The organism is Staphylococcus sp. HMSC068G11, from assembly GCF_001815825.1.
Lineage (GTDB): Bacteria > Bacillota > Bacilli > Staphylococcales > Staphylococcaceae > Staphylococcus > Staphylococcus epidermidis.
In genome coordinates this window covers 98,476-124,707 of the sequence record NZ_KV822098.1, presented here as the reverse complement: position 1 = coordinate 124,707, position 26,232 = coordinate 98,476, and the positions used below count along the sequence as shown (strand labels likewise).

At 32.0% G+C, this 26,232-nt stretch carries 22 protein-coding genes; 21 read left to right on the top strand and 1 reads right to left on the bottom strand.

Translation table 11 applies throughout. The features are described 5' to 3' along the window. Positions 1–127: 127 nt before the first annotated feature. From HMPREF3058_RS08795 to rny, 11 genes are all read left to right on the top strand, one after another. Complete coding sequence (locus tag HMPREF3058_RS08795) at positions 128–2,521, top strand: DNA translocase FtsK (protein WP_070731372.1); 2,394 nt, start codon at positions 128–130, stop codon at positions 2,519–2,521. 2 nt (positions 2,522–2,523) lie between these two features. Next, the gene (locus HMPREF3058_RS08790) at positions 2,524–3,237 is read left to right on the top strand and encodes a GntR family transcriptional regulator (protein ID WP_002499576.1); all 714 of its coding nucleotides are present in this window, start codon (positions 2,524–2,526) and stop codon (positions 3,235–3,237) included. Positions 3,238–3,266: 29 nt separating this feature from the next. Beyond that, positions 3,267–4,538 (top strand): EF-P 5-aminopentanol modification-associated protein YfmF, encoded by a 1,272-nt coding sequence (gene yfmF / locus HMPREF3058_RS08785; RefSeq protein WP_002491387.1) that lies wholly within the window; start codon positions 3,267–3,269, stop codon positions 4,536–4,538. Continuing rightward, positions 4,538–5,827: an EF-P 5-aminopentanol modification-associated protein YfmH gene (gene yfmH / locus HMPREF3058_RS08780; protein ID WP_002491404.1), complete on the top strand. Its 1,290-nt coding sequence runs from the start codon at positions 4,538–4,540 to the stop codon at positions 5,825–5,827. The genes yfmF and yfmH overlap by 1 nt, the downstream gene beginning before the upstream one ends. Beyond that, on the top strand, positions 5,824–6,528 hold the full coding sequence (gene ymfI / locus HMPREF3058_RS08775) for an elongation factor P 5-aminopentanone reductase (RefSeq protein ID WP_002457353.1): 705 nt from the start codon (positions 5,824–5,826) through the stop codon (positions 6,526–6,528). The genes yfmH and ymfI overlap by 4 nt, the downstream gene beginning before the upstream one ends. A gap of 153 nt (positions 6,529–6,681) precedes the next feature. Further along, complete coding sequence (locus HMPREF3058_RS08770; protein ID WP_002457352.1) at positions 6,682–7,509, top strand: YmfK family protein; 828 nt, start codon at positions 6,682–6,684, stop codon at positions 7,507–7,509. A gap of 18 nt (positions 7,510–7,527) precedes the next feature. Further along, complete coding sequence (locus tag HMPREF3058_RS08765; RefSeq protein WP_002489928.1) at positions 7,528–7,920, top strand: helix-turn-helix domain-containing protein; 393 nt, start codon at positions 7,528–7,530, stop codon at positions 7,918–7,920. Between the two features lie 28 nt (positions 7,921–7,948). Then, complete coding sequence (gene pgsA, locus HMPREF3058_RS08760; RefSeq protein ID WP_002470245.1) at positions 7,949–8,530, top strand: CDP-diacylglycerol--glycerol-3-phosphate 3-phosphatidyltransferase; 582 nt, start codon at positions 7,949–7,951, stop codon at positions 8,528–8,530. A 447-nt stretch (positions 8,531–8,977) separates the two neighbouring features. After that, positions 8,978–10,123, top strand: coding sequence for a CinA family nicotinamide mononucleotide deamidase-related protein (locus tag HMPREF3058_RS08755; RefSeq protein WP_002499577.1), 1,146 nt, complete (start codon positions 8,978–8,980; stop codon positions 10,121–10,123). Between the two features lie 170 nt (positions 10,124–10,293). Further along, complete coding sequence (gene recA, locus HMPREF3058_RS08750; protein ID WP_002439552.1) at positions 10,294–11,343, top strand: recombinase RecA; 1,050 nt, start codon at positions 10,294–10,296, stop codon at positions 11,341–11,343. Positions 11,344–11,568: 225 nt separating this feature from the next. Further along, positions 11,569–13,128 (top strand): ribonuclease Y, encoded by a 1,560-nt coding sequence (gene rny, locus HMPREF3058_RS08745; RefSeq protein ID WP_001829512.1) that lies wholly within the window; start codon positions 11,569–11,571, stop codon positions 13,126–13,128. Positions 13,129–13,216: 88 nt separating this feature from the next. On the opposite strand, the gene HMPREF3058_RS08740 is transcribed toward rny, so the two are convergent. Further along, positions 13,217–13,432: a hypothetical protein gene (locus HMPREF3058_RS08740; RefSeq protein ID WP_002446315.1), complete on the bottom strand. Its 216-nt coding sequence runs from the start codon at positions 13,430–13,432 to the stop codon at positions 13,217–13,219. A 162-nt stretch (positions 13,433–13,594) separates the two neighbouring features. On the opposite strand from HMPREF3058_RS08740, the gene HMPREF3058_RS08735 reads away from it, so the two are divergent. The 10 genes from HMPREF3058_RS08735 to mutL all read left to right on the top strand — a co-directional run bounded on the left by HMPREF3058_RS08735 (position 13,595) and on the right by mutL (position 26,230). Then, positions 13,595–14,389 (top strand): TIGR00282 family metallophosphoesterase, encoded by a 795-nt coding sequence (locus tag HMPREF3058_RS08735; RefSeq protein ID WP_002446316.1) that lies wholly within the window; start codon positions 13,595–13,597, stop codon positions 14,387–14,389. Positions 14,390–14,501: 112 nt separating this feature from the next. Next, positions 14,502–16,262, top strand: coding sequence for a 2-oxoacid:acceptor oxidoreductase subunit alpha (locus HMPREF3058_RS08730; RefSeq protein ID WP_002491382.1), 1,761 nt, complete (start codon positions 14,502–14,504; stop codon positions 16,260–16,262). After that, positions 16,263–17,129: a 2-oxoacid:ferredoxin oxidoreductase subunit beta gene (locus HMPREF3058_RS08725; RefSeq protein ID WP_002491375.1), complete on the top strand. Its 867-nt coding sequence runs from the start codon at positions 16,263–16,265 to the stop codon at positions 17,127–17,129. 593 nt (positions 17,130–17,722) lie between these two features. Then, entirely contained in the window at positions 17,723–18,340 is a 618-nt protein-coding gene (locus HMPREF3058_RS08720; protein WP_002491403.1) for a poly-gamma-glutamate hydrolase family protein, read from the top strand. A gap of 56 nt (positions 18,341–18,396) precedes the next feature. Continuing rightward, on the top strand, positions 18,397–18,687 hold the full coding sequence (locus tag HMPREF3058_RS08715; RefSeq protein ID WP_001829496.1) for a thiamine-binding protein: 291 nt from the start codon (positions 18,397–18,399) through the stop codon (positions 18,685–18,687). 342 nt (positions 18,688–19,029) lie between these two features. Then, positions 19,030–20,574 carry a tRNA (N6-isopentenyl adenosine(37)-C2)-methylthiotransferase MiaB gene (gene miaB / locus HMPREF3058_RS08710; protein WP_002491395.1) on the top strand — a complete coding sequence of 515 codons (1,545 nt, stop codon included), beginning with the start codon at positions 19,030–19,032 and terminating at the stop codon, positions 20,572–20,574. Between the two features lies 1 nt (position 20,575). Continuing rightward, the gene (locus HMPREF3058_RS08705; protein WP_002439569.1) at positions 20,576–20,941 is read left to right on the top strand and encodes a YlbF/YmcA family competence regulator; all 366 of its coding nucleotides are present in this window, start codon (positions 20,576–20,578) and stop codon (positions 20,939–20,941) included. Between the two features lie 23 nt (positions 20,942–20,964). Next, positions 20,965–21,459 (top strand): energy coupling factor transporter S component ThiW, encoded by a 495-nt coding sequence (gene thiW, locus HMPREF3058_RS08700; RefSeq protein WP_001829480.1) that lies wholly within the window; start codon positions 20,965–20,967, stop codon positions 21,457–21,459. A gap of 197 nt (positions 21,460–21,656) precedes the next feature. After that, positions 21,657–24,278: a DNA mismatch repair protein MutS gene (gene mutS / locus HMPREF3058_RS08695; protein WP_002491378.1), complete on the top strand. Its 2,622-nt coding sequence runs from the start codon at positions 21,657–21,659 to the stop codon at positions 24,276–24,278. A gap of 14 nt (positions 24,279–24,292) precedes the next feature. Then, entirely contained in the window at positions 24,293–26,230 is a 1,938-nt protein-coding gene (gene mutL / locus HMPREF3058_RS08690; RefSeq protein ID WP_002491380.1) for a DNA mismatch repair endonuclease MutL, read from the top strand. The last annotated feature ends 2 nt before the right edge of the window (positions 26,231–26,232 follow it).

Genomic DNA, 26,232 nt, shown 5'->3' with positions numbered 1-26,232 from the left:
AATCTAAATAATCTAAGTTGTTCTTGCCTCTTTCATCTTATTAAAAATACATATAAATTATATATTCAAATGGGATGAATACTCTAAATATAGTAATGATGAGAGATTAAAAAAGAAGGTGTAGGTATTGCCACAAGCAAAAAAAAGAACATCGACGAAGAGAAAGGGTAATAAAAAAACGAATAAAAAAAAGCAAAATGAAACGCCTTTAAGATATATATTCTCAATAATTATAGTAATTCTTATTATACTAGGCGCTTTTCAATTAGGAATCATTGGTAGAATGATTGATAGCTTTTTTAATTATCTTTTTGGAATGAGTCGATACTTAACTTATATTTTAGTACTTATTGCAACAATCTTTATAACATACTCTAAGCAAATACCTAGAACTCGACGTAGTATCGGTGCAATAGTTTTACAATTAGCTTTGTTATTTATAACGCAATTGTATTTTCATTTTTCACATAATATTACTTCACAAAGAGAGCCTGTACTGTCCTTTGTTTATAAAGCTTATGAAAAAACACATTTTCCAAATTTTGGGGGCGGCTTAATAGGTTTTTATTTACTTAAACTATTTATACCTCTCATATCTATTGTAGGTGTAATAATAATAACTATTTTGCTACTAGCTTCGAGTTTCATTTTATTACTTAATTTAAGGCATAGAGATGTTACAAAAAGTTTATTCGACAACCTCAAGTCATCAAGTAATCATGCATCTGAGTCAATAAAACAAAAAAGAGAACAAAATAAGATTAAAAAAGAAGAAAAAGCTCAATTAAAAGAGGCAAAAATTGAACGGAAAAAACAAAAAAAATCACGTCAGAATAATAATGTCATTAAAGATGTTAGTGATTTTCCAGAGATTTCCCAGTCAGACGATATTCCAATATATGGTCATAATGAGCAAGAAGATAAAAGACAAAATACTACTAACCAACGTCAAAAACGTGTTTTGGATAATGAACAATTTCAACAATCATTACCAAGTACTAAAAATCAATCAATAAATAATAATCAGCCATCTACAACTGCTGAAAACAATCAACCGCAAAGTCAGGCTGAAGGCTCAATATCTGAAGCTGGTGAAGAAGCAAATATTGAGTATACGGTGCCACCTTTATCCTTATTAAAACAGCCTACCAAACAAAAAACTACTTCAAAAGCTGAAGTCCAACGTAAAGGTCAGGTTTTAGAATCTACACTAAAAAACTTTGGTGTTAATGCTAAAGTAACACAAATTAAAATCGGTCCTGCAGTGACACAATATGAAATTCAACCAGCACAAGGTGTTAAAGTAAGTAAAATAGTCAATCTCCATAATGACATTGCATTAGCTTTGGCTGCGAAAGATGTACGAATAGAAGCACCTATTCCAGGTCGCTCTGCGGTAGGAATTGAGGTTCCTAATGATAAAATCTCACTTGTCACTCTAAAAGAAGTTTTAGAAGATAAGTTCCCATCTAAGTATAAATTAGAAGTCGGCATTGGTAGAGATATTTCTGGTGATCCAATATCAATTCAATTAAATGAAATGCCTCACTTACTCGTTGCTGGTTCAACAGGAAGCGGTAAATCAGTTTGTATTAACGGTATTATAACGAGTATATTGCTCAATACAAAACCGCACGAAGTTAAACTTATGTTAATCGATCCTAAAATGGTAGAGTTAAATGTTTACAATGGTATTCCTCATTTACTTATACCGGTTGTAACAAATCCACATAAAGCGTCTCAAGCTTTAGAAAAAATTGTTTCAGAAATGGAACGTCGTTATGATTTGTTTCAACATTCATCGACACGAAATATTGAAGGATATAACCAATATATACGCAAACAGAATGAGGAACTTGATGAAAAACAATCTGAGTTACCATATATCGTCGTAATAGTGGATGAATTGGCTGATTTAATGATGGTTGCAGGTAAAGAAGTAGAAAATGCTATCCAACGTATTACTCAAATGGCTAGAGCTGCGGGTATACACTTAATTGTAGCTACTCAAAGACCTTCAGTTGATGTTATTACTGGTATTATTAAAAATAACATTCCATCAAGAATTGCGTTCGCTGTAAGTTCTCAAACTGACTCTAGAACAATAATTGGTGCTGGTGGAGCTGAAAAGCTACTTGGTAAAGGTGATATGCTATATGTTGGTAACGGAGAATCTACCACAACCCGAATTCAAGGTGCTTTTTTAAGCGATCAAGAAGTGCAAGATGTTGTTAATTATGTTGTAGAGCAACAGAAAGCAAATTATGTTAAAGAAATGGAACCAGATGCACCTGTAGATAAATCAGAAATGAAGAGTGAGGACGCTTTATATGATGAAGCTTATTTATTTGTAATAGAAAAGCAAAAAGCTAGTACTTCTTTATTACAACGACAATTTAGAATCGGTTATAATCGAGCTTCAAGGCTCATGGATGATTTGGAACGTAACCAAGTTATTGGTCCACAAAAAGGAAGTAAACCTAGACAAATTTTAGTTGATTTAGAAAATGACGAGGTGTAAAAATGTCGGAAATGAGTGCAATCTATAGAGTAAAACAATACATTTTAAATTTAATTAAAGATGGTGAACTTACTAATGGAAGTAAATTACCTAGTAATTTGTCAATTGCGAGAGCATTAAATGTTAAAACAGATGATGTTTACGATGGTATAGATGAGTTGATTACTGAACAAGTAGTAACGGATAATTTTGAAGAGGGGACTAGCGTAAAAATCAAGCCCCCTTTCTATTACCCGTTAAATAAAATTATTAGTATAGGGACTATGATTAAAGAAGCAGGTTATGAAGCAGGAACAGAATATCTGAATCTTGACGAGCAACCTGCAACTATTTTAGATGCTGAACATTTAGGTATAGAAACAAAAGAACCTATAACAATTATTGAGAGACTAAGGACTGCTAATCATAAGCCGGTCGTATATTGTTTAGACAAAATAGCAAAAACTTATCTAACTTGCACAGATTATCAACAGAGTAGTGGTTCAATGTTAGAAGCTATTAAAGCATCTACAAATCATGTAATCATGCATGCAGAAATGGATTTAGAAGCAATTAGTTACGAACCTCATATCTCAGAAGTGCTTAATGCTTCACCTCACGAAGGGCTTATGTTACTTAAAATAGTACATTATGACGAAAAGCATCAACCAATTTTGTATTCTTTAAATTATATTAAGAGTAGTTTAGTTAAATTCACTATTACTAAAAGTGAATAAATTGTCATATTAGACCAGGAGGTTAGATTTTGGAGAGATTCAATCAAGATAATACAAAAGTTCGAGTCAATGTTTTGCCTACCGATAAATTTAAAACAACGACAATTACCTTTAAATTTATGGCACCATTAAACTATAAAACAATTACTTCACGTTCAATTTTAAGTAAAGTATTAGTTCGTGCAACACAACAATGGCCCACCGATAAAACTTTAAATAAACAGTTATCAGAATTGTATGGCGCCTATGTTAATAGTTTTGTTTCAAAGTTTAAAGATAGGCATGTTATTACAATCTCATTAGAAGTAGTTAATGAAAAATTCTTAAAAGATAAAACCCCTTTATTTGAAAAGGGATTAGATACGTTAAAAGAAATAATTTGGAATCCATTAATCAAAGATAGATGCTTTGATCATACATATGTAGCTCAAGAAAAGTCTTTACTTAGCAAAAAACTTGAAGCAATGGAAGATAATAAAGCACAGTATTCATTTCTTCAGTTAATGAATTATATGTTTAAACAGGAGCCTTATCGATATATAGCGACAGGTCAATTAGAACAAATTCCACAAGTGACTTCTGAAAGTCTATACGATACATATCTATCCATGATACAAAATGATGATTGTGCCATTTATGTTGTAGGAAATATTAACAAAGAGGAAGTAACACAACTAATTCTAGATAAGTTTGCAATTAAGCCTTTCTATTTAGAAAATGGAGAAACTACTAAAATCACACCTTCTTTTGATCAACCACAATATATAATTGAAAAAGACGATGTTGACCAAGCTAAATTGAATTTGGGATATCGCTTTCCATCTTATTATGGAAAAAGTAATTACTATGCATTTATAGTATTAAATATGATGTTTGGAGGAGATCCTTCCTCAGTACTATTTAACGAAGTCAGAGAAAAGCAAAGTTTGGCATACTCTATACATTCACAAATTGATGGTAAAAACGGATTTTTATTTGTTTTAAGTGGTGTTTCTGCTGAGAAATATGAGCAAGCAAAAGAAACTGTTATCAAAGAGTTTGATAAGATAAAAAATGGAGATTTCGATTCTAATAAAATTGAATTAGCTAAAAAAATCATTATTTCTCATAGACACGAAGCATCAGATAGACCCAAAAGTATAATTGAAATACTGCATAATCAATTATTATTAAACCAACAGCAAACTGATCAAGATTTTATAAATGCAGTGAATCGAGTGACGAAGACAGATGTTATTAAATTGGCAAATGAAGCTGTTCTAGATACAATTTATGTACTAACGAAAGGAGACCAACACTGATGAAAACACATCAATATGAACTTATAGATGAGAAAGTTTTCGAACATGAGTTTGATAATGGGTTGAAATTATTTGTCATACCAAAGCCTGGTTTTCAAAAAACGTATGTGACCTACACAACTCAGTTTGGTTCATTGGACAATCAATTTAAGCCCTTAGGTAGTCAGCAATTTGTAGAAGTTCCAGACGGTGTGGCACACTTTTTAGAACATAAATTGTTTGAAAAAGAAGATGAAGATTTATTTACTGCATTTGCCGAAGAGAATGCGCAAGCTAATGCGTTTACAAGCTTTGATCGTACGAGTTATTTATTTAGCGCAACAAGTAATATTGAAAGTAACATTAAACGTCTCCTCAATATGGTAGAAACACCTTATTTTACTGAAGAAACAGTTAATAAAGAAAAAGGGATTATAGCTGAGGAAATTAAAATGTACCAGGAACAACCAGGATATAAATTAATGTTTAATACTTTAAGGGCTATGTATTCCAAACACCCGATACGGGTGGATATTGCTGGTAGTGTTGAAAGCATTTATGAAATAACTAAAGATGATCTATACTTATGTTATGAAACATTTTATCATCCCTCTAATATGGTGTTGTTTGTGGTAGGCGATGTTAGTCCTCAATCGATAATTAAACTTGTAGAAAAGCATGAAAATCAAAGAGATAAAACTTATCAACCACGTATTGAACGTGCGCAAATTGATGAGCCTAGAGAGGTAAATCAACGGTTTGTTTCCGAGAAAATGAAATTACAGTCACCACGATTGATGTTAGGTTTTAAAAATGAACCATTAGATGAAAGTGCAACGAAATTTGTTCAAAGAGATTTGGAAATGACATTTTTCTACGAATTAGTTTTTGGTGAGGAAACTGAGTTTTATCAACAACTTTTAAATAAAGATTTAATAGATGAAACATTCGGTTATCAATTTGTATTGGAACCAAGTTACAGTTTTTCAATTATTACTAGTGCAACACAACAGCCTGATCTATTTAAACAACTAATAATGGATGAATTAAGAAAATATAAAGGAAACCTTAAAGATCAAGAAGCATTTGATTTATTGAAAAAGCAATTTATTGGAGAATTCATATCAAGTTTAAATTCTCCAGAATATATTGCTAATCAATATGCAAAACTCTATTTCGAGGGAGTGAGTGTATTTGATATGCTAGATATCGTAGAAAATATTACGTTAGAGAGTGTAAATGAAACTTCCGAATTATTCTTGAACTTTGACCAACTTGTTGATAGTCGTCTGGAGATGGAAAATAGATGAAAGCGCTAGTCATAGGTGGTTCTGGAACAATAGGTCGTGCCATTGTAAAACGACTGCTATTTGAAGGTTATGAAGTCTTCTTACATTATCATTCAGCTCAATATTCTGATTTAAGTAATCAATTTAAAAATAGCAAAATTACATTTATTCAATGTGATTTAACCAAAGATATAAAGCTCGAAGATTACTTTGGACACATTGACGAGCTAGATTGTCTAATTTATACCAGTGGAACAGCATTATATGGCATGTTACAAGATATGAGTGATTGTGACATCGATAATAGTTATGCATTAAATGTAAGACAATTTATACGTTTGACTCGCTACTTTATTGATATTTTAAGGCAGAGTAACAATGGACGTATCATTGTTATTTCATCAATTTGGGGAGAAACTGGTGCTAGTTTAGAGACAATCTATTCGGCGATGAAAAGTGCTCAAATTGGTTTTGTTAAAGCATTAAGTCAAGAATTAGCTTTAACTTCAGTAACTGTAAATGCTATTACTCCAGGTATGGTAAAAGGGAAAATGAGTGATGTATGGTCGAAAGATGAGTTATCGAATATAGTATCAGAGTTACCTCAGCAAAGAATGATTGATCCCTCTGAAGTGGCACATGCTTGTGCATACTTGTGTAGTACTATGTCAAAAAGTATAACGGGAACGGTCCACAAAGTGAATGGCGGATGGTATATTTAAATGTTTTGTCAGTAAAAGATAAGTTTTCTTGTTTCAATTGTTATAGGAGCAACATATAAGTAATAATAAAAGAAGTATCTTTTTATTATTGGTGTTATAATATGATAAACAAAGATTTCATGTGCTTCGTTGTTAACAAGGGGTGATCAAGAGGTGACTTTTGCAAAAAGGAAAGAGTGGTACTTAGAATATGAGATAACTGTAAATCGTGCTGGCTTACTCGGTGATATTTCAAGTTTGCTTGGAATGCTCGGTATTAGTATTGTTACAATTAATGGTGTTGATCAGGGAAAAAGGGGATTGTTAATCAAAACAGATCAACTAGAAAAGGTCGAAAGGTTCGAACAAATTGTAAAAGAAATTAATGAAATAGAAATTACAAAGTTAAGAGTTCCTGAATTACGAGATAGACTCGCTGTACGACACGGTAGATATATTGAACAAGATGCTGATGATAAAAAAACTTTTAAATTTGAACGAGAAGATTTAGGATTACTTGTTGATTTTTTAGCTGAGTTATTTAAAGAAGAGGGACATAAATTAATCGGTATACGTGGAATGCCTAGAGTTGGTAAAACTGAATCTATTGTAGCTGGAAGTGTTTGTGCACATAAAAGATGGTTATTCATTAGCTCAACTTTAATTAAACAAACAGTAAGGCGTTCACTATTTAAAGGTGAATATGATTCTAATCACGTATATATCATTGATGGTGCGGTAACAGCACGTGAATTGAACCCTGAACACCAAGAATTGGTGAGAGAGGTTATGACGTTGCCCTCAATAAAAGTAGTTGAGCATCCAGATTTATTTGTAGAGTCGTGCAATTATAATATGGAAGATTTTGACTATATTATTGAATTAAGAGAAAATGAAAATCAAGAGATTCGATATGAAGAAATGAAGAAACATACGGTTCAAAGTAAGAATAATTTAGATTTTGGAGATCCATTTGGTGGAGGGTTTGGTTTCTTTGAATAATTTCTAGGAGGACTTTGAGTGAAAACGATTGGTGAAGTGTTGAAAAGTAGACGTGAAAGATTGGGTATGACACTAAGTGAATTAGAACAAAGAACTCAGTTAAAGCGTCAAACGTTAATACATATAGAAAATAATGATTTTAATGAACTAGCCAAGAGTGATTATACTGAAGGTTTTATTAGAAAATACGCTAAAGTTGTAAATATCGAACCAAATCAACTTATTGAAGCACATCAAGATGAGATTCCTGAAACACAATATCAAATTGATGATGTGATACAAACATTTTCTAATGGGTATGAACCCCCTTACCGACGTCAATCTAAAGAAGCGTTTCAATTGCTGATGTGGATGGGTTTCATTATTTTAATATCTTTAATCGTTTGGATACTCGCAATATTAATTATATAAATATATGTTTTAGAAATGAGGATTTAATATGAATATACCGAATCAAATAACGGTATTTAGAGTTATTTTAATACCATTTTTTATTTTATTTGCTTTAGTTGATTTTGGTTTTGGGCAAATTTCAATTTTAGGTGGAAATCATATCAGAATTGAAATATTAATTAGTGCTATCATATTTGTGGTTGCATCATTAAGTGATTTTGCTGATGGTTATCTTGCCCGTAAATGGCAATTAGTTACTAATATGGGGAAATTCTTAGATCCACTTGCAGACAAATTATTGGTTGCGAGTGCATTAATTGTTATGGTGCAACTTGGTTTTACTAATTCTGTCGTTGCTATCATTATTATTGCTCGAGAATTTGCCGTTACAGGATTACGATTACTACAAATTGAACAAGGCTTTGTAAGTGCTGCAGGGCAACTCGGAAAAATAAAAACTGCAGTGACAATGGTTGCAATTATATGGATTTTATTCGGCGATCCTTTCGTGCACTATGTACATTTCCCAATTGGAGTGTGGTTATTATACATTGGAGTATTCTTTACTATTCTTTCAGGTATTGAATATTTTTATAAAGGAAGAGATGTATTTAAACATTCTAAATAAATGTGTAATTAAAAAATTGAGCTTGTATATTTATTTCATCTATAAAGTACCATATCAATTTGTTATATAATCATACTCTCTAAAATAAATACATTTTGATTTAGTTATCTTTGTCAAAGGTTTGTTTCCTATTTTATATGGGATGCAAACCTTTTATTTATTTAGTTGCTTTAGTGTGACAAAGAAGATAAAACAATTACTAGAATTGATTTAATATTTCACTTTTCAGATGTAATATTGATATACATCTGGTAAATCTTTTATAAAAATGCAATTTCAGCATGTTATAAAAAAATGTGATGTTATGTTTAAGTTATATTAGATGACAGTTCTGTGATACATAATTAAACTGTTTCTATAAAGATTCTTATTTTAGATTTATATTACAAAAAAATATATAATGGACTTATTGAAAAGACAATATAAATATCAGGGAGTATATCATTGATGAATATTTCAATAGTAGCTGTTGGCTCTGAATTATTACTAGGTCAAATAGCTAATACAAATGGACAATATCTTTCAAAACTTTTTAATAGTATTGGTAAAAGTGTAGTAGAACACACAGTTATTGGTGATAACCCTCAAAGGTTAGAATATGTAATAAAGCAATGTCTATCTAGATTTGATACTATTGTTTTAACAGGTGGATTAGGGCCAACAAAAGATGATTTAACTAAACATACTGTAGCTAAAGTATTAGGAAAAAATCTAGTGACGGATGAAGCATCGTTAAACTTTATCAAAAACTATTTTAAAGAACAAGGTCAAGATATGACCTCTAATAATAAGCAACAAGCATTAGTGATTGAAGATGCCATAGTTTTACCAAATAAAAATGGTATGGCTCCTGGTATGCTTGTAGAATTAGGTAAACAAAAAATAATTCTACTACCAGGTCCACCGAAAGAAATGCAACCTATGGCGAAAAATGAATTATTACCTTATCTTATGGATAAAGATGAAGTTATTTTTTCTGAATTACTTAGATTTGCTGGTATAGGAGAGTCGAAATTAGAAACACTATTAATTGACCTTATAGATGAGCAAACTAATCCGACAATCGCACCTCTTGCAGGTACGCATGAAGTATATGTTAGATTAACAGCCAATGCCGAAAGTAAGGAACGATGTCAACTGCTTATTAAGCCTATTCGAGATGAAATTTTAAATAGGATTGGTACTTATTATTTTGGTTCAGACGAAGTTAGCATTGAAGAATCGGTTATAAATAGTGCAAAACAGAATTTTGCTATTTATGACGGTGTAACTAATGGAGCTTTGTTTACTCGATTAAAAAATGCTGACAGTAAAAATCTAGTTAAAGGTATGCTACCACATTCTAACCAATTTATTGATATAACTTGTGAGTTTAATACCGTTTTATTCAATGCTGCTCAATATGTCAGGGATTTGTACCAAACAGATTTGGGTATTGTACTTTTAAATAAAGATAATATTGTATATTTAGGAATTTATGATGGAAATAATTTCGATATCGAAACATTTAAGATGTCTCAAAGTCGTAATTTATTGAGAAGCAGAAGTCAAAATTATGCGATGATTAGATTATTAAATTGGCTTAATAAATAGTAAATTTTAAATTTTTGCTAAAAATATAAGTACGTTTGTTCGTTTTTGTATTAGCTAAAACACAATAAATGCGAACAAATATTCGCAAAAGACTTGTGTTTTGCTTAAAATACTTGTATAGTAAGTATAAGATATTATACAGATAACTTTCTGTAGTAGGAGGTCTCGTTTTGGATAATGAACGTCAAAAAGCTTTAGATACAGTCATTAAAAATATGGAAAAATCTTTTGGTAAAGGTGCCGTTATGAAATTAGGCGATAATAAAGGTCGCAGAGTATCAAGTACTTCAAGTGGTTCTGTCACAGTTGATAATGCATTAGGGGTTGGAGGTTATCCTAAAGGAAGAATTATCGAAATATATGGACCTGAAAGTTCAGGTAAGACGACAGTAGCTTTACATGCTATCGCTGAAGTACAAAAAAACGGTGGTGTAGCAGCATTTATCGATGCCGAACACGCTCTCGATCCAGTATATGCACAAGCATTAGGTGTAGATATTGACAATTTATACTTATCTCAACCAGATCATGGTGAGCAAGGTCTTGAAATCGCCGAAGCTTTTGTTCGTAGTGGTGCTGTGGACATAGTTGTTGTCGATTCAGTAGCAGCCTTAACACCTAAAGCTGAAATTGAAGGTGAAATGGGAGATACTCATGTTGGTTTACAAGCAAGATTAATGTCTCAAGCATTAAGAAAGTTATCAGGGGCTATTTCTAAATCTAATACTACAGCTATATTTATTAACCAAATTCGTGAAAAGGTTGGCGTGATGTTCGGGAATCCTGAAACAACGCCCGGTGGTAGAGCCCTAAAATTCTATAGTTCTGTACGTTTAGAGGTAAGAAGAGCAGAGCAGTTAAAACAAGGTCAAGACATTGTAGGTAACAGAACCAAAATAAAAGTTGTGAAAAATAAAGTTGCACCTCCATTTAGAGTTGCAGAAGTAGATATTATGTATGGTCAAGGTATCTCTAAGGAAGGAGAGCTCATTGATTTAGGTGTAGAGAATGATATCGTTGATAAATCAGGTGCCTGGTATTCTTATAATGGAGATAGAATGGGGCAAGGTAAAGAAAACGTCAAAAATTATCTTAAGGAAAATCCACAAATCAAAGAAGAAATTGACCGTAAGTTACGTGAAAAGTTAGGTATTTTCGATGGTGATGTGGATGAAAATGAAAATGAAGACGATTCACCAAAAACTTTATTTGATGAATAGTTTTTTAGTTGATTAAGTAAAAGGATGGCTCAATTAGCCATCTTTTTTTGTAGTTTTTGATTTGTTCTTTAAGAAAAGCAATTTAAAGTGAGTGTAGTGCAATTTCATATCTTGACACATATCTGTCGATAAACGTACAATTAATATGTATGATTCTTATATAATTTCATATAATCATATTGATTTTGATATACAAAGCAAACCCTAGATAAAGGAGGTGTTTATGTGAATTTATTAAGCCTCCTACTCATTTTGCTGGGGATTATTCTAGGCGTTGTTGTAGGGTATATTGTTGCCCGAAATTTATTACACCAAAAACAAGTTCAAGCAAGACAAACTGCCGATGATATTGTTAGCTATGCTAATAAAGAAGCAGACAATATTAAAAAAGAAAAATTACTTGAGGCAAAAGAAGAGAACCAAATTTTAAAAGAACAAGCTGAGAATGAACTGCGTGAAAGACGTGGTGAACTTCAAAGACAAGAAACCCGACTTCTTCAAAAAGAAGAAAATTTGGATCGGAAATCTGATCTTTTAGATAAAAAAGATGAGATTTTGGAACAAAAAGAATCAAAACTTGAAGAAAGACAACAACAAGTAGATGCAAAAGAGAGTAGTGTTCAAACATTAATAATGAAGCATGAACAAGAATTAGAACGCATCTCCGGTCTCACTCAAGAAGAAGCTGTGAAAGAACAGCTTCAAAGAGTTGAAGAAGAACTGTCACAAGATATTGCAATACTTGTTAAAGAAAAAGAAAAAGAAGCGAAAGAAAAAGTTGATAAGACAGCTAAAGAATTACTTGCTACAACTGTACAAAGATTAGCAGCAGAACATACAACTGAGTCAACTGTTTCAGTCGTAAATCTGCCTAATGATGAAATGAAAGGTCGTATCATAGGTAGAGAAGGTAGAAATATACGTACGTTAGAAACACTTACTGGCATTGATTTAATCATTGATGACACACCAGAAGCAGTTATTTTATCAGGCTTTGATCCAATTAGACGTGAAATTGCTAGAACTGCACTAGTTAATTTAGTTTCTGATGGACGTATTCATCCTGGACGTATTGAAGATATGGTCGAAAAAGCTAGAAAGGAAGTAGACGATATCATAAGAGATGCTGGAGAACAAGCTACTTTTGAAATAAATGTACACAATATGCATCCTGATTTAGTGAAAATTTTGGGTCGATTAAATTATCGAACTAGTTATGGTCAGAATGTACTTAAACATTCAATTGAAGTTGCCCACCTCTCAGGTATGCTTGCAGCAGAACTAGGAGAGGATGTTACTCTAGCTAAACGTGCAGGATTATTACATGATGTTGGTAAAGCTATTGATCATGAAGTTGAAGGTAGTCACGTAGAAATAGGTGTTGAATTAGCCAAGAAATATAATGAAAATAACATAATTATTAATGCTATTCACTCACATCATGGTGATGTTGAACCAACCTCTATCATTTCTATTTTAGTTGCAGCAGCAGATGCATTATCAGCTGCGCGACCAGGTGCACGTAAAGAGACACTTGAAAATTATATTAGAAGACTTGAGAGACTCGAAACGTTATCTGAAAGTTATGATGGGGTAGAAAAAGCATTTGCTATACAAGCTGGTAGAGAGATTCGTGTAGTCGTCTCACCTGAAGAAATTGATGATTTAAAATCATATAGATTGGCAAGAGATATTAAGAACCAAATTGAAGAAGAGTTACAATATCCTGGACATATCAAAGTGACAGTTGTTCGAGAGACTAGAGCAATAGAATATGCTAAATAATTCCATAAGCCACTGACCGTATCTACGGCCAGTGGCTTATTAAATATAATATAAAAAACCGAGCGTATAAACGCTCGGATATAATGATTTATTTTAATTGTAAATCAACTTCATTAATTTCTTTTAAAATTTCAGCTGTATCATAGCAATTTGTAGCGATGTTTGCATATTTTTCTGCTAAACGATAAGCATTAATGTATAAAATTAAACTTTCTTTAGCGATATCTTCAGCTTCATCAGATTTGGCTGGATTTGAAGTTACAACTAATTCAGCAAATTTTTCAGGATCAATATTAATAGACATGAATGAATAAACAACTCCTATATTTTTATTAGTTTTATATTAACACAATACATAAATACAAAAAAGTAAAGTCTTTTAATTTTCAGAATAATTAATTTGTTGATGAGACTTTTATTATAGTACAGTATCCATTAAACTTAATTTATGAGAGGATGAACAGAAATGAGAATATTGTTTATAGGTGACATCGTTGGTAAAGTAGGCAGGAAAATGATGACTACTTATTTACCTAAAATTAAACAAGCTTATCACCCAACAGTTTCTATAGTAAACGCTGAAAATGCCGCACACGGTAAAGGATTAACAGAAAAAATTTACAAACAACTTCTAAGAGAAGGCGTGGATTTCATGACTATGGGTAATCATACATATGGTCAAAGAGAAATTTACGATTTTATTGATGATGCTCATCGAATGGTTAGACCTGCAAATTTTCCTGATGAAGCTCCAGGAACAGGTATGAGAATAATAAAAATTAACGATATTAAATTGGCTATTATTAATTTACAAGGGCGTTCATTTATGCAAGATATTGATGATCCATTTAAAAAGGCTGACCAGTTAATCGAGGAAGCTCAAAAATCTACACCATACATATTTGTAGATTTTCACGCTGAAACTACATCTGAAAAAAATGCTATGGGTTGGTATTTAGATGGCAGAGTGAGCGCTGTTGTTGGTACTCATACACATATTCAAACTTCTGACGATCGTATATTACCTCATGGCACAGGATATATCACAGATGTCGGAATGACAGGTTATTACGATGGTATTTTAGGTATCAATAGAGATGAAGTTATTCAACGTTTTATTACCAGTTTGCCACAAAGGCATGTTGTTCCAGATGATGGGCGAGGCGTATTATCAGGAGTTATCATAGATTTAGATAAAGAAGGTAAAACGATTCAAATAAAGAGACTGTTAATAAATGAGGACCATCCTTTCCAAATTTAAAAGGATATAGTCCATTAGTATGAATTTAAACTTGTACCACTGTTGAAATAGTAAAACAGTGGTTTATTTTGTTATCATAGAGAGTGAATTAATACCACAGGAGGCATGTGATATGAAATCACAAATATCATGGAAAGTGGGCGGTCAGCAAGGCGAAGGTATTGAATCTACCGGTGAAATCTTTGCTACTGCAATGAATAGAAAAGGTTATTTTTTGTATGGATATAGACACTTTTCTAGTCGTATAAAAGGTGGCCATACTAATAATAAGATAAGAGTTTCAACATCGCCTGTGCATGCGATTAGTGATGATTTAGATATACTCATTGCTTTTGACCAGGAAACGATTGAATTAAATCATCATGAAATGAGAGAAGATAGTATTATAATTGCAGATGCTAAAGCAAAACCCCAAAAGCCAGAGAACTGTGTGGCTCAATTAATTGAGTTACCATTCACTAGCACTGCAAAGGAACTTGGAACAGCATTAATGAAGAATATGGTGGCAATTGGTGCGACATCTGCACTGATGGATTTAAATACATCAACTTTTGAAACTTTAATCGATAACATGTTTTCAAAAAAAGGTAATAAAGTTGTTGATATGAATATACAAGCTCTTAATATGGGTTATGATTTAATGAAACAACAAGTTACCAACGTTAATGGAGACTTTACGTTAGAGAATGGTAGCGGTCATCCTCATTTATATATGATAGGTAATGACGCAATTGGATTAGGAGCAATAGCAGCTGGATCAAGATTTATGTCTGCTTATCCAATTACGCCAGCTTCTGAAATTATGGAATACATGATTGCCAATCTACCTAAAGTTGATGGTACTGTCGTTCAAACTGAAGATGAAATAGCAGCAGCAACGATGGCGATTGGTGCTAACTATGCAGGCGTACGAGGATTTACAGCAAGTGCAGGTCCAGGTCTTTCCTTAATGATGGAATCTATTGGATTGTCTGGTATGACTGAAACGCCGTTAGTCATTATTAATACTCAAAGAGGTGGTCCTTCTACTGGCTTACCAACAAAGCAAGAACAATCAGATTTATTACAAATGATTTATGGTACCCATGGTGATATTCCGAAAATTGTCGTTGCTCCTACAGATGCTGAAGATGCGTTTTATCTTACTATGGAAGCATTTAATTTAGCTGAAGAATACCAATGTCCAGTCATTCTGTTAAGTGATTTACAATTATCATTAGGAAAACAAACTGTTAAAACACTCGATTATAATAAAATCGATATTCGTCGTGGAGAAATAATACAGTCAGATATCGAGAGAGCTGAAGATGATAAAGCATACTTTAAAAGATATGCATTAACAGCTAGTGGTGTATCACCACGACCAATACCAGGTGTTAAAGGTGGTATACATCATGTAACAGGTGTTGAACATAATGAAGAAGGGAAGCCAAGTGAGGCGCCTATGAATCGTCAGAATCAGATGGAAAAACGAATGCGCAAAACTGAAAGCTTGGTTATCAATAATCCTGTGTTACTCAATGAACATGATGACAAAGCAGATATACTGTATATAGGATTTATATCTACTAAAGGTGCTATTGGAGAAGGGGCAAAAAGACTAGAACGACAAGGTGTAAAAGTGAATACGATGCATATTCGACAATTACATCCTTTCCCTAAAGATATTGTTCAACAAGCTATTAATAAAGCTTCGAAAGTAATAGTTGCAGAACATAATTATCAAGGACAATTATCAAGTATTTTAAAAATGAACACACAAGTTAATGATAAATTAGTTAATCAAACAAAATACGATGGGAAACCTTTCTTACCTTATGAAATTGAAGAAAAAGGTTTAGAAATTGCTAAAGAGTTAAAGGAGTTGGTGTAATTGGCTACATTTAAAGATTTTAGAAATAATGTGAAGCCAAACTGGTGCCCTGGTTGCGGTGACTTTTCAGTTCAAGCTGCTATACAAAAAGCGACAGCGAATATTGGTTTAGAACCAGAAGATGTAGCAATCATTACAGGGATTGGTTGTTCTGGTAGACTATCAGGTTATATTAATTCTTATGGCGTGCATTCTATTCATGGTCGTGCATTGCCTCTAGCGCAAGGCGTTAAAATGGCAAACAAAGATTTAACAGTTATCGCTTCTGGTGGCGATGGAGACGGCTATGCAATAGGAATGGGACATACTATTCATGCTCTTAGACGTAATATGAATATGACGTATATTGTCATGGACAATCAAATATATGGATTAACTAAAGGACAAACATCACCTTCCTCAGCTAAAGGATTTGTAACTAAATCAACACCTAAAGGAAATATAGAAAAGAATGTAGCCCCATTGGAATTGGCACTATCCTCTGGTGCAACTTTTGTAGCACAAGGATTCTCAAGTGATATAAAGGCATTAACTAAAATGATTGAAGATGCGATTCATCATGATGGTTTTTCTTTTGTTAATGTTTTCTCACCTTGTGTTACTTACAATAAAGTGAATACTTATGACTGGTTTAAAGAACATTTAACAAGTATCGATGATATTGAGGGCTATGACAACACAGATAAACAACTTGCTATGAAAACTGTGTTGGATCATGATTCATTGGTTAAAGGTATTGTTTATCAAGATACAACAACACCTTCTTATGAATCGCAAATTTCAGAACTAGAACATGAGGCGTTAGCTAAAAGAGACATTCATATTACAGAAGAAACTTTTAACGACTTAACTGCACAATTTTTATAAAGGATACTCATTCATAGTAACTAGAATTGCGTCAAAATAAGTAGGTAAAATAAAAACGAAGGTGTACTTTTAATATGATACATCATGACTATCCAATTTTACTGAAATTTCTTATCTAATAACTTTAATGATTACGATAGAAAATCAAGAAGTACGGTTCAATTTAAAAAGTATTATAGAGCATGCATATAGGGAAATAACATATTTAAAGAGTGGGTCAGAATAACATTTTAATTCTGCTCACTCTTATTTTATATCTATATTGCTTATCAAAGTATAATGATTCAATAATGTAATTCTCATTTAACATTTTTTACACGATTAATCACCCATCTCATCTAAAGTTAAATGATATAAGAATGACATAATTTATTCCAAAATATTTTAAAAATATAGGTAAAGTAATTAACAGATGAAATTTTTGCTCAGAGTTATTATTAAATATATAAATAATGCGAACAGTTAAATGAACAGTCCTAATCAATGCAATAATTTTATTTTTTTAATAAATATGTAAAAGATTTTGTAAAAACATTTTAAGAATATGAATTTTGGGAATAATAAAAATATAAGATGATTTTTCGGAGGTTAATATGGACAAATTCAAATCTATGACAGAATTAAAAGAATTAACTAAAGAAGGAAAAGATTGGGAAATAGAGTTTGAAAATCGTTCTAGCATGGTCACTATATTAGCAATACATGGCGGTGGAATTGAACCTGCCACAACTGAATTAGCATATATGATTGCACATCGTGGCGACTATAACTATTTTTCTTTTAAAGGTATGAGAAGTGAGGGAAATAATGAGTTACATGTGACTTCTACACACTATGATGACCAAATTGCATTAGATTTAGTGAGAGGTAGTCAAAGAACTGTAGCCATACATGGTTGTGAAGGGAATGAAAGCGTGGCTTATATAGGAGGTAGTGATGACCGACTCATTGAGTTAATCACTGAATCCCTTGAAGATATAGGAATTAGTGTGCAAGAAGCACCACACCATATTTCTGGAACTCAAGAAAATAATATTGTTAATATGACTCAAACCCAAGGAGGAGTGCAATTAGAATTGACAGCTCAGTTAAGAAAAGAGCTGTTTAAAAATAGAAAAAGTTCACGCAAAAACCGTGAAAATAAAGATAATTGGGATGATTTAATGTACGACTTTGCAGATGCAATGAAAAAAGCTATAGAACGTGCATAATTAAATTCTAACGCGTGTTAAAATAATATTATAAAACTTAATTGGAGAGATGAAACATGCAAGATACATTAATGAGTATTCAAATTATTCCAAAAACACCGAACAACAACGATGTTATTCCATATGTTGATGAGGCAATTAAAATTATTGATGATTCAGGTTTGCATTTCAGAGTAGGCCCGTTAGAAACAACAGTTCAAGGTGAAATGAGTGAATGTCTTATTTTAATTCAAAAATTAAATGATAGAATGGTTGAATTAGAATGTCCAAGTATTATTAGTCAAGTTAAGTTTTATCACGTACCTGAAGGAATAGAAATTGAAACGCTTACAGGAAAATACGACTAAGTGTAAATTAGAATAATATTTCTTATCTTGTCTATTTAAGAGCCTAACATGCTATAGTGTTGAAGGCTCTTAAAATTTTGTAAGAAAATATCGGTATGCTTCAGACGCTATGCATTGTCACACAGAAAATATGATATAAAAGACTTTTATCAACTGATATATTATAAATAAATGATGTCTAAATAAACATTTAGATATGATTTACATCGATTACTGTAATAAAAAGCTAATAATTTAATTATAAAAGATAGCTGTAACATTATATACATGTCTTTTTGCACTTTGACTATAAATTTAATATAATGAAGTAATGATTATGGGCATATAGAAAGGATTTTCAAAGTGAATGAAGAGCAAAGAAAGGCTGGAACGATAAATATTCTAGCAGAACGTGATCGTAAAGCTGAGAAAGATTATAGTAAATACTTTGAACAAGTGTATCAGCCACCTAGCTTAAAAGAAGCTAAAAAAAGAGGAAAACAAGAAGTTCAATATAACAGAGATTTTCATATAGATGAAAAATACAAAGGTATGGGTAAAGGTCGTACTTTTTTAATTAAAACATATGGATGTCAAATGAATGCACATGACACTGAAGTTATGGCAGGAATATTAAATGCATTAGGTTATAGTGCGACATCAGATATTAATGAAGCGGATGTGATTTTAATTAATACATGCGCCATTAGAGAAAATGCTGAAAATAAAGTCTTTAGTGAAATAGGAAATTTAAAACATTTAAAAAAAGAACGCCCAGATTGTTTAATTGGGGTGTGCGGTTGCATGTCTCAAGAAGAATCAGTCGTAAATAAAATATTAAAATCTTATCAAAATGTAGATATGGTCTTTGGGACACACAACATTCATCATTTACCTGAAATTTTAGAAGAGGCATACTTATCAAAAGCGATGGTAGTTGAAGTATGGTCTAAAGAGGGAGACATCATCGAAAATTTACCTAAAGTGCGTGATGGTCACATTAAAGCTTGGGTTAATATTATGTATGGTTGCGACAAGTTTTGTACTTATTGTATTGTTCCGTTTACTAGAGGAAAAGAACGTAGTCGTCGTCCAGAGGACATCATTGATGAAGTTAGAGAATTAGCAAGAGAAGGTTATCAAGAAATTACCTTATTAGGTCAAAATGTAAATTCATATGGTAAAGATATCGAAGGTCTGGATTATGAATTAGGTGACTTATTGGAAGATATTTCTAAAATTGATATACCTCGAGTTCGTTTTACAACAAGTCATCCTTGGGACTTTACAGATCGAATGATTGAAGTTATAGCTAAAGGTGGGAACATAGTACCGCATATCCATTTACCGGTACAATCAGGTAATAACCAAGTACTAAAGATAATGGGTCGTAAATATACAAGAGAGAGTTATCTTGATTTAGTTTCAAGAATAAAGGAAGCTATCCCTAACGTAGCTTTAACTACTGATATTATAGTAGGTTATCCAAATGAAACTGAAGAACAATTTGAAGAAACATTAACATTATATGATGACGTTCAATTTGAGCATGCGTACACATATTTATATTCACAAAGAGATGGAACACCAGCAGCTAAAATGAAGGATAATGTACCTTTAGAAGTGAAAAAAGAACGTTTGCAAAGACTTAATAAGAAGGTTGGAATGTATTCTCAACAAGCAATGAGTCAGTATGAAGGTAAGATTGTTACGGTATTATGTGAAGGTTCTAGTAAAAAAGATGAGAGTGTTCTAGCAGGCTATACTGATAAAAATAAACTTGTGAATTTTAAAGGACCAAGAGAGAGCATTGGTAAACTCGTTGATGTCAAAATTGACGACGCAAAACAATATTCTTTAAATGGAACATTTATACAAGAACATCAACGTTCAATGGTGACACAATAATATGTATAGTGAAAAAGAAATCATACGAAAAGTCGAAAGTTTAGCAGAGAAAATTGGAAAACTAGAAGTTGTTCAAGATTATCATAATGTAGAAAAACAAATTCATAATAATCAAGCAATAAAACAAAAGATGAATCGTTTGAAAGCACAACAAAAACAATCGGTTAATTTTCAAAATTATGGAAAACAAAATGCACTCGAGCAATCTGAAGCTAAAATTCAGTATCTAAAAGATGAAATTAATGAATTACCTATTGTTGAAGAATTTCGTTCAGCACAATACGAGGCGAATGATTTACTACAAATGATGGTCAAAACAATGGAAGATAGACTCAATGAATATAATAAAAAAGAACATAATGAATAATTATTTTAGAGGAGTTAAGCACAATGAATATTAGAAAGTTGACCATCACAGCGTTCTTAATAGCTATTAATGTCGTGTTAAGTAGTTTAATTGTTATTCCTTTAGGTCCAATTAAAGCAGCACCTGTTCAACATTTTGTGAATGTATTATGTGCTGTATTCGTTGGACCATGGTATGGTTTAGCACAAGCTTTTATTTCTTCTGTACTACGAATTTCATTTGGAACTGGAAGTGCATTTGCTTTTCCAGGAAGTATGATAGGTGTCTTACTTTCCAGTCTGTTTTATATGTATAGGAAGCATATTTTTATGGCTTCAGTTGGTGAAGTGTTAGGGACTGGTGTTATTGGTAGTTTAATGTGTATACCTTTAGCATGGTTTTTAGGACTTCAAGATTTCTTTATTAAACCATTAATGCTTATGTTCATAGTATCAAGCTTTATTGGGGCTTTAATTAGTTATATATTGCTTATTATTTTGAAAAGAAGAGGTTTACTAGATAGATTTAACAAAAATTAATATTTATTTGAAGTACGCTTGATGAATAGGGGATTATAAGTAAAATGTTGATATCTGTTCATATGAAAGCGTACTTTTTGTATCTATTACACAAAAGCGTTTCAAAAACATATATGTTAAAATGAATGAGTTAAAAACCATAAATTTATACATATAATATGAATAAAGATATAAAAATAAGGGTTGTGAAAATAGAAATGGCTAACATTACACCAATGATGCAACAATATTTAAAGATAAAATCTGAATATGATGATTGTTTGCTATTTTTTAGACTCGGAGATTTCTATGAAATGTTCTTTGATGATGCTAAAGAAGCATCAAGAGTACTTGAAATAACATTGACGAAAAGAGATGCTAAAAAAGAAAATCCTATTCCAATGTGTGGCGTACCATATCATTCTGCTGATAATTACATTGAAACATTGATTAATAATGGGTATAAGGTCGCTATATGTGAACAAATGGAAGATCCAAAACAAACAAAAGGAATGGTTAGAAGAGAAGTTGTAAGAATCGTCACACCAGGAACTGTTATGGATCAAAATGGTATGGATGAAAAGAAAAATAATTATATTTTAAGTTTTATCGAAAATGAAGAATTTGGATTATGCTATTGTGATGTTTCTACAGGAGAACTCAAAGTAACTCATTTCAAAGATACGGCAACCTTGCTTAATGAGATTACAACAATTAATCCCAATGAAATTGTCATAAAGCAAGCTCTATCTGAAGAATTAAAAAGACAAATCAACATGATAACTGAGACGATTACTGTTCGTGAAAATATATCTGATGAAGATTATGATATGAATCAGTTGACACATCAGTTAATGCATGACACAACTCAATTATTGCTAGATTATATTCATCACACACAAAAGAGAGATTTATCTCATATTGAGGAAGTGATTGAATATGCTGCAGTTGATTATATGAAGATGGATTATTATGCCAAGCGAAATTTAGAGCTGACAGAAAGCATACGATTAAAATCAAAAAAAGGGACCTTGTTATGGTTAATGGATGAGACAAAAACACCAATGGGTGCTAGACGTTTAAAGCAGTGGATTGATCGCCCATTAATTAATAAACAACAAATCAACGACAGATTAAATATTGTTGAAGAGTTTATGGACCGTTTTATTGAAAGAGATACATTACGTAATCATTTAAATCAAGTGTATGATATAGAACGACTTGTAGGAAGAGTGAGTTACGGAAACGTAAATGCAAGAGATTTAATACAACTTAAGCATTCTATATCCGAAATACCTCATATTAAAGCATTACTCAATGAGTTGGATGCACAAACTACCACGCAATTTAAAGAATTGGAACCTTTAGATGACTTGTTACAAATTTTAGAAGAAAGTTTAGTTGAAGAACCGCCTATTTCCATCAAAGATGGTGGTTTATTTAAAAAAGGATTCAACACGCAACTAGATGAATATTTAGAAGCTTCAAAAAATGGTAAAACTTGGCTTGCAGAATTACAAGCTAAGGAACGTGAACGTACAGGTATTAAGTCATTGAAGATTAGTTTTAATAAAGTGTTTGGTTATTTTATAGAAATTACACGTGCAAACTTAAATAATTTTCAACCTGAAGCGTTTGGCTATGATCGAAAACAAACATTATCTAATGCTGAACGATTTATTACGGATGAATTAAAAGAAAAAGAAGATATAATACTTGGTGCTGAAGATAAAGCAGTAGAGTTAGAATATGAATTATTTGTTAAATTAAGAGAACACATTAAAACGTACACGGAACGTTTACAAAAGCAAGCGAAAATCATTTCAGAACTTGATTGTTTACAAAGTTTTGCTGAAATTGCTCAAAAATATAATTATGTCAAACCTACATTTAGCGATGATAAAGTTTTACATTTAGAAAACTCAAGACATCCTGTTGTTGAGAGAGTGATGGATCATAATGATTATGTACCTAATGATTGCCATCTCGATGATGAAACGTTTATTTATCTCATTACGGGACCTAATATGTCAGGTAAGTCAACATATATGAGACAAGTTGCTATAATAAGTATCATGGCTCAAATGGGAGCATATGTACCATGTGATTCAGCAACATTACCTATATTTGATCAAATTTTTACTAGGATTGGTGCAGCAGATGACCTTGTATCAGGTAAAAGTACATTTATGGTAGAAATGTTAGAAGCTCAAAAAGCTTTAACTTATGCTACTGAAAATAGTTTAATTATCTTTGACGAAATAGGAAGAGGTACATCCACTTATGACGGTCTTGCGTTAGCGCAAGCGATGATTGAATATGTCGCTCAAACTTCTCATGCTAAGACACTTTTCTCAACACATTATCATGAATTGACTTCACTTGATCAAATGCTTAAGTGTTTAAAAAATGTACATGTTGCTGCAAACGAGTATCAAGGTGAACTGATATTTTTGCATAAAGTCAAAGATGGCGCTGTGGATGATAGCTATGGTATTCAAGTGGCAAAATTAGCGGATTTACCTAATGAAGTCATTGATAGAGCGCAAGTTATTTTAAATGCATTTGAGCAAAAACCTTCGTATCAACTTTCTCATCAGGATACTGACAATCAACGTACGGTTCCGTCGTATAACGATTTTGGTCAAATAGAAGAAGAACAATCAGTTATAGAAACGCATACATCAAATCACAATTATGAGCAAGCGACTTTTGATTTATTTGATGGTTACAATCAACAAAGTGAAGTTGAATGTCAAATTCGAGAATTAAATCTATCCAATATGACACCATTGGAAGCCTTAATCAAGCTGAATGAATTACAAAGTCAATTAAAGTAGAAGAGGTGTAAACGATGGGGAAAATAAAAGAACTTGAGACGTCTCTAGCTAATAAAATAGCTGCGGGTGAAGTAGTTGAAAGACCAAGTTCCGTAGTTAAAGAGCTCTTAGAGAATGCAATTGATGCACAAGCGACAGAAATTAATATTGAGGTTGAACAGTCTGGAGTTTCATCAATAAGGGTTGTAGATAATGGCACAGGTATTGCTCAGGAAGATTTAGGGTTAGTATTTCATAGACACGCAACGAGTAAAATAGTCGCAGATGATGATTTGTTCCATATTCGTACTTTAGGGTTTAGGGGAGAAGCTTTAGCTAGTATTTCATCAGTAGCAAAGGTGACATTAAAGACCTGTACTGATAATGAAAATGGACATGAAATATATGCTGAAGATGGTAAAATTATTCATCAAAAACCTGCAAAAGCTAAAAAGGGTACAGATATACAAGTGGAGTCATTATTCTACAATACACCTGCACGTTTAAAATATATAAAAAGTTTGTATACCGAACTAGGTAAAATTACGGACATTGTAAATAGAATGGCGATGAGTCATCCCGAAATTAGAATTTCTTTAGTTTCAGATGGTAAAAAACTTTTAAGTACGAATGGCTCAGGAAGAACAAATGAAGTAATGGCTGAAATTTATGGAATGAAAGTAGCAAAGGATTTAGTGCATATTTCGGGTGATACTAGTGATTATCATCTTGAAGGATTTGTAGCTAAGCCTGAACATTCTAGAAGTAATAAACATTACATTTCTATTTTCATCAATGGTAGATACATCAAAAACTTTGTACTCAATAAAGCAATTTTAGAAGGTTATCACACATTGCTTACAATAGGAAGATTTCCTATATGCTATATTAATATCCAAATGGATCCTATTTTGGTTGATGTAAATGTTCACCCAACAAAATTAGAAGTGAGACTTTCTAAAGAAGATCAACTTTACGATCTTATCGTAACTAAAATCAGAGAGGCTTTTAAAGACAAAATTCTCATCCCACAAAACGACTTAAATCGTACGCCCAAAAAGAATAAGGTTTTAGAAACATTTGAACAACAAAAGATTAATTTCGAGAAGAAACAATCACAAATTGGAGAAACATCTGCACCATATGTACATGATCAAAAAGATAAGAATCATGATGTTGAGTCGCATAGGAATAATTTAGATTCAACTTCATCGACAAATAATGAAAGTACGGAAGTTTCTAATGAATTAAACAATCACATTGATGATAGTTACTTACAAAGTCAAAAAGAAGTATTGTTTGATATGGAACAAGACACATCTAACGAATATGAGATATTAAATCAGCAATCAAAAGATATTAAAGGAACAGTGAGTCAGACACCTCATCGTAGGGTGCCTTATATGGAAATTGTAGGTCAAGTACACGGTACGTATATCATTGCACAAAATGAAAATGGAATGTTTATGATTGACCAACATGCTGCTCAGGAAAGAATTAAATATGAATATTTTAGAGAAAAAATTGGCGAAGTGACAAATGAAGTGCAAAACTTATTAATACCACTCACTTTCCATTTCTCTAAAGATGAACAGATGATTATTGATCAGTACAAAGATGAATTAGATAAAGTAGGAGTACATCTTGAACATTTTGGTGGGCATGATTATATTGTAAATAGCTACCCAGTATGGTTTCCAAAAGTAGAAGCGGAAGAAATTATTAAAGATATGATTGAACTTGTATTAAAACACAAAAGTGTTGATGTGAAGAAAATAAGAGAAGATGCAGCAATCATGATGTCTTGTAAGAAATCAATTAAGGCTAATCACTATTTAAAAAATAATGAAATGGCAGATTTAATTGATCAACTAAGAGAAGCAGAAGATCCTTTTACTTGTCCTCATGGCAGACCGATTATTATCAATTTTTCAAATTACGAATTAGAAAAGTTATTTAAAAGAGTAATGTAGAG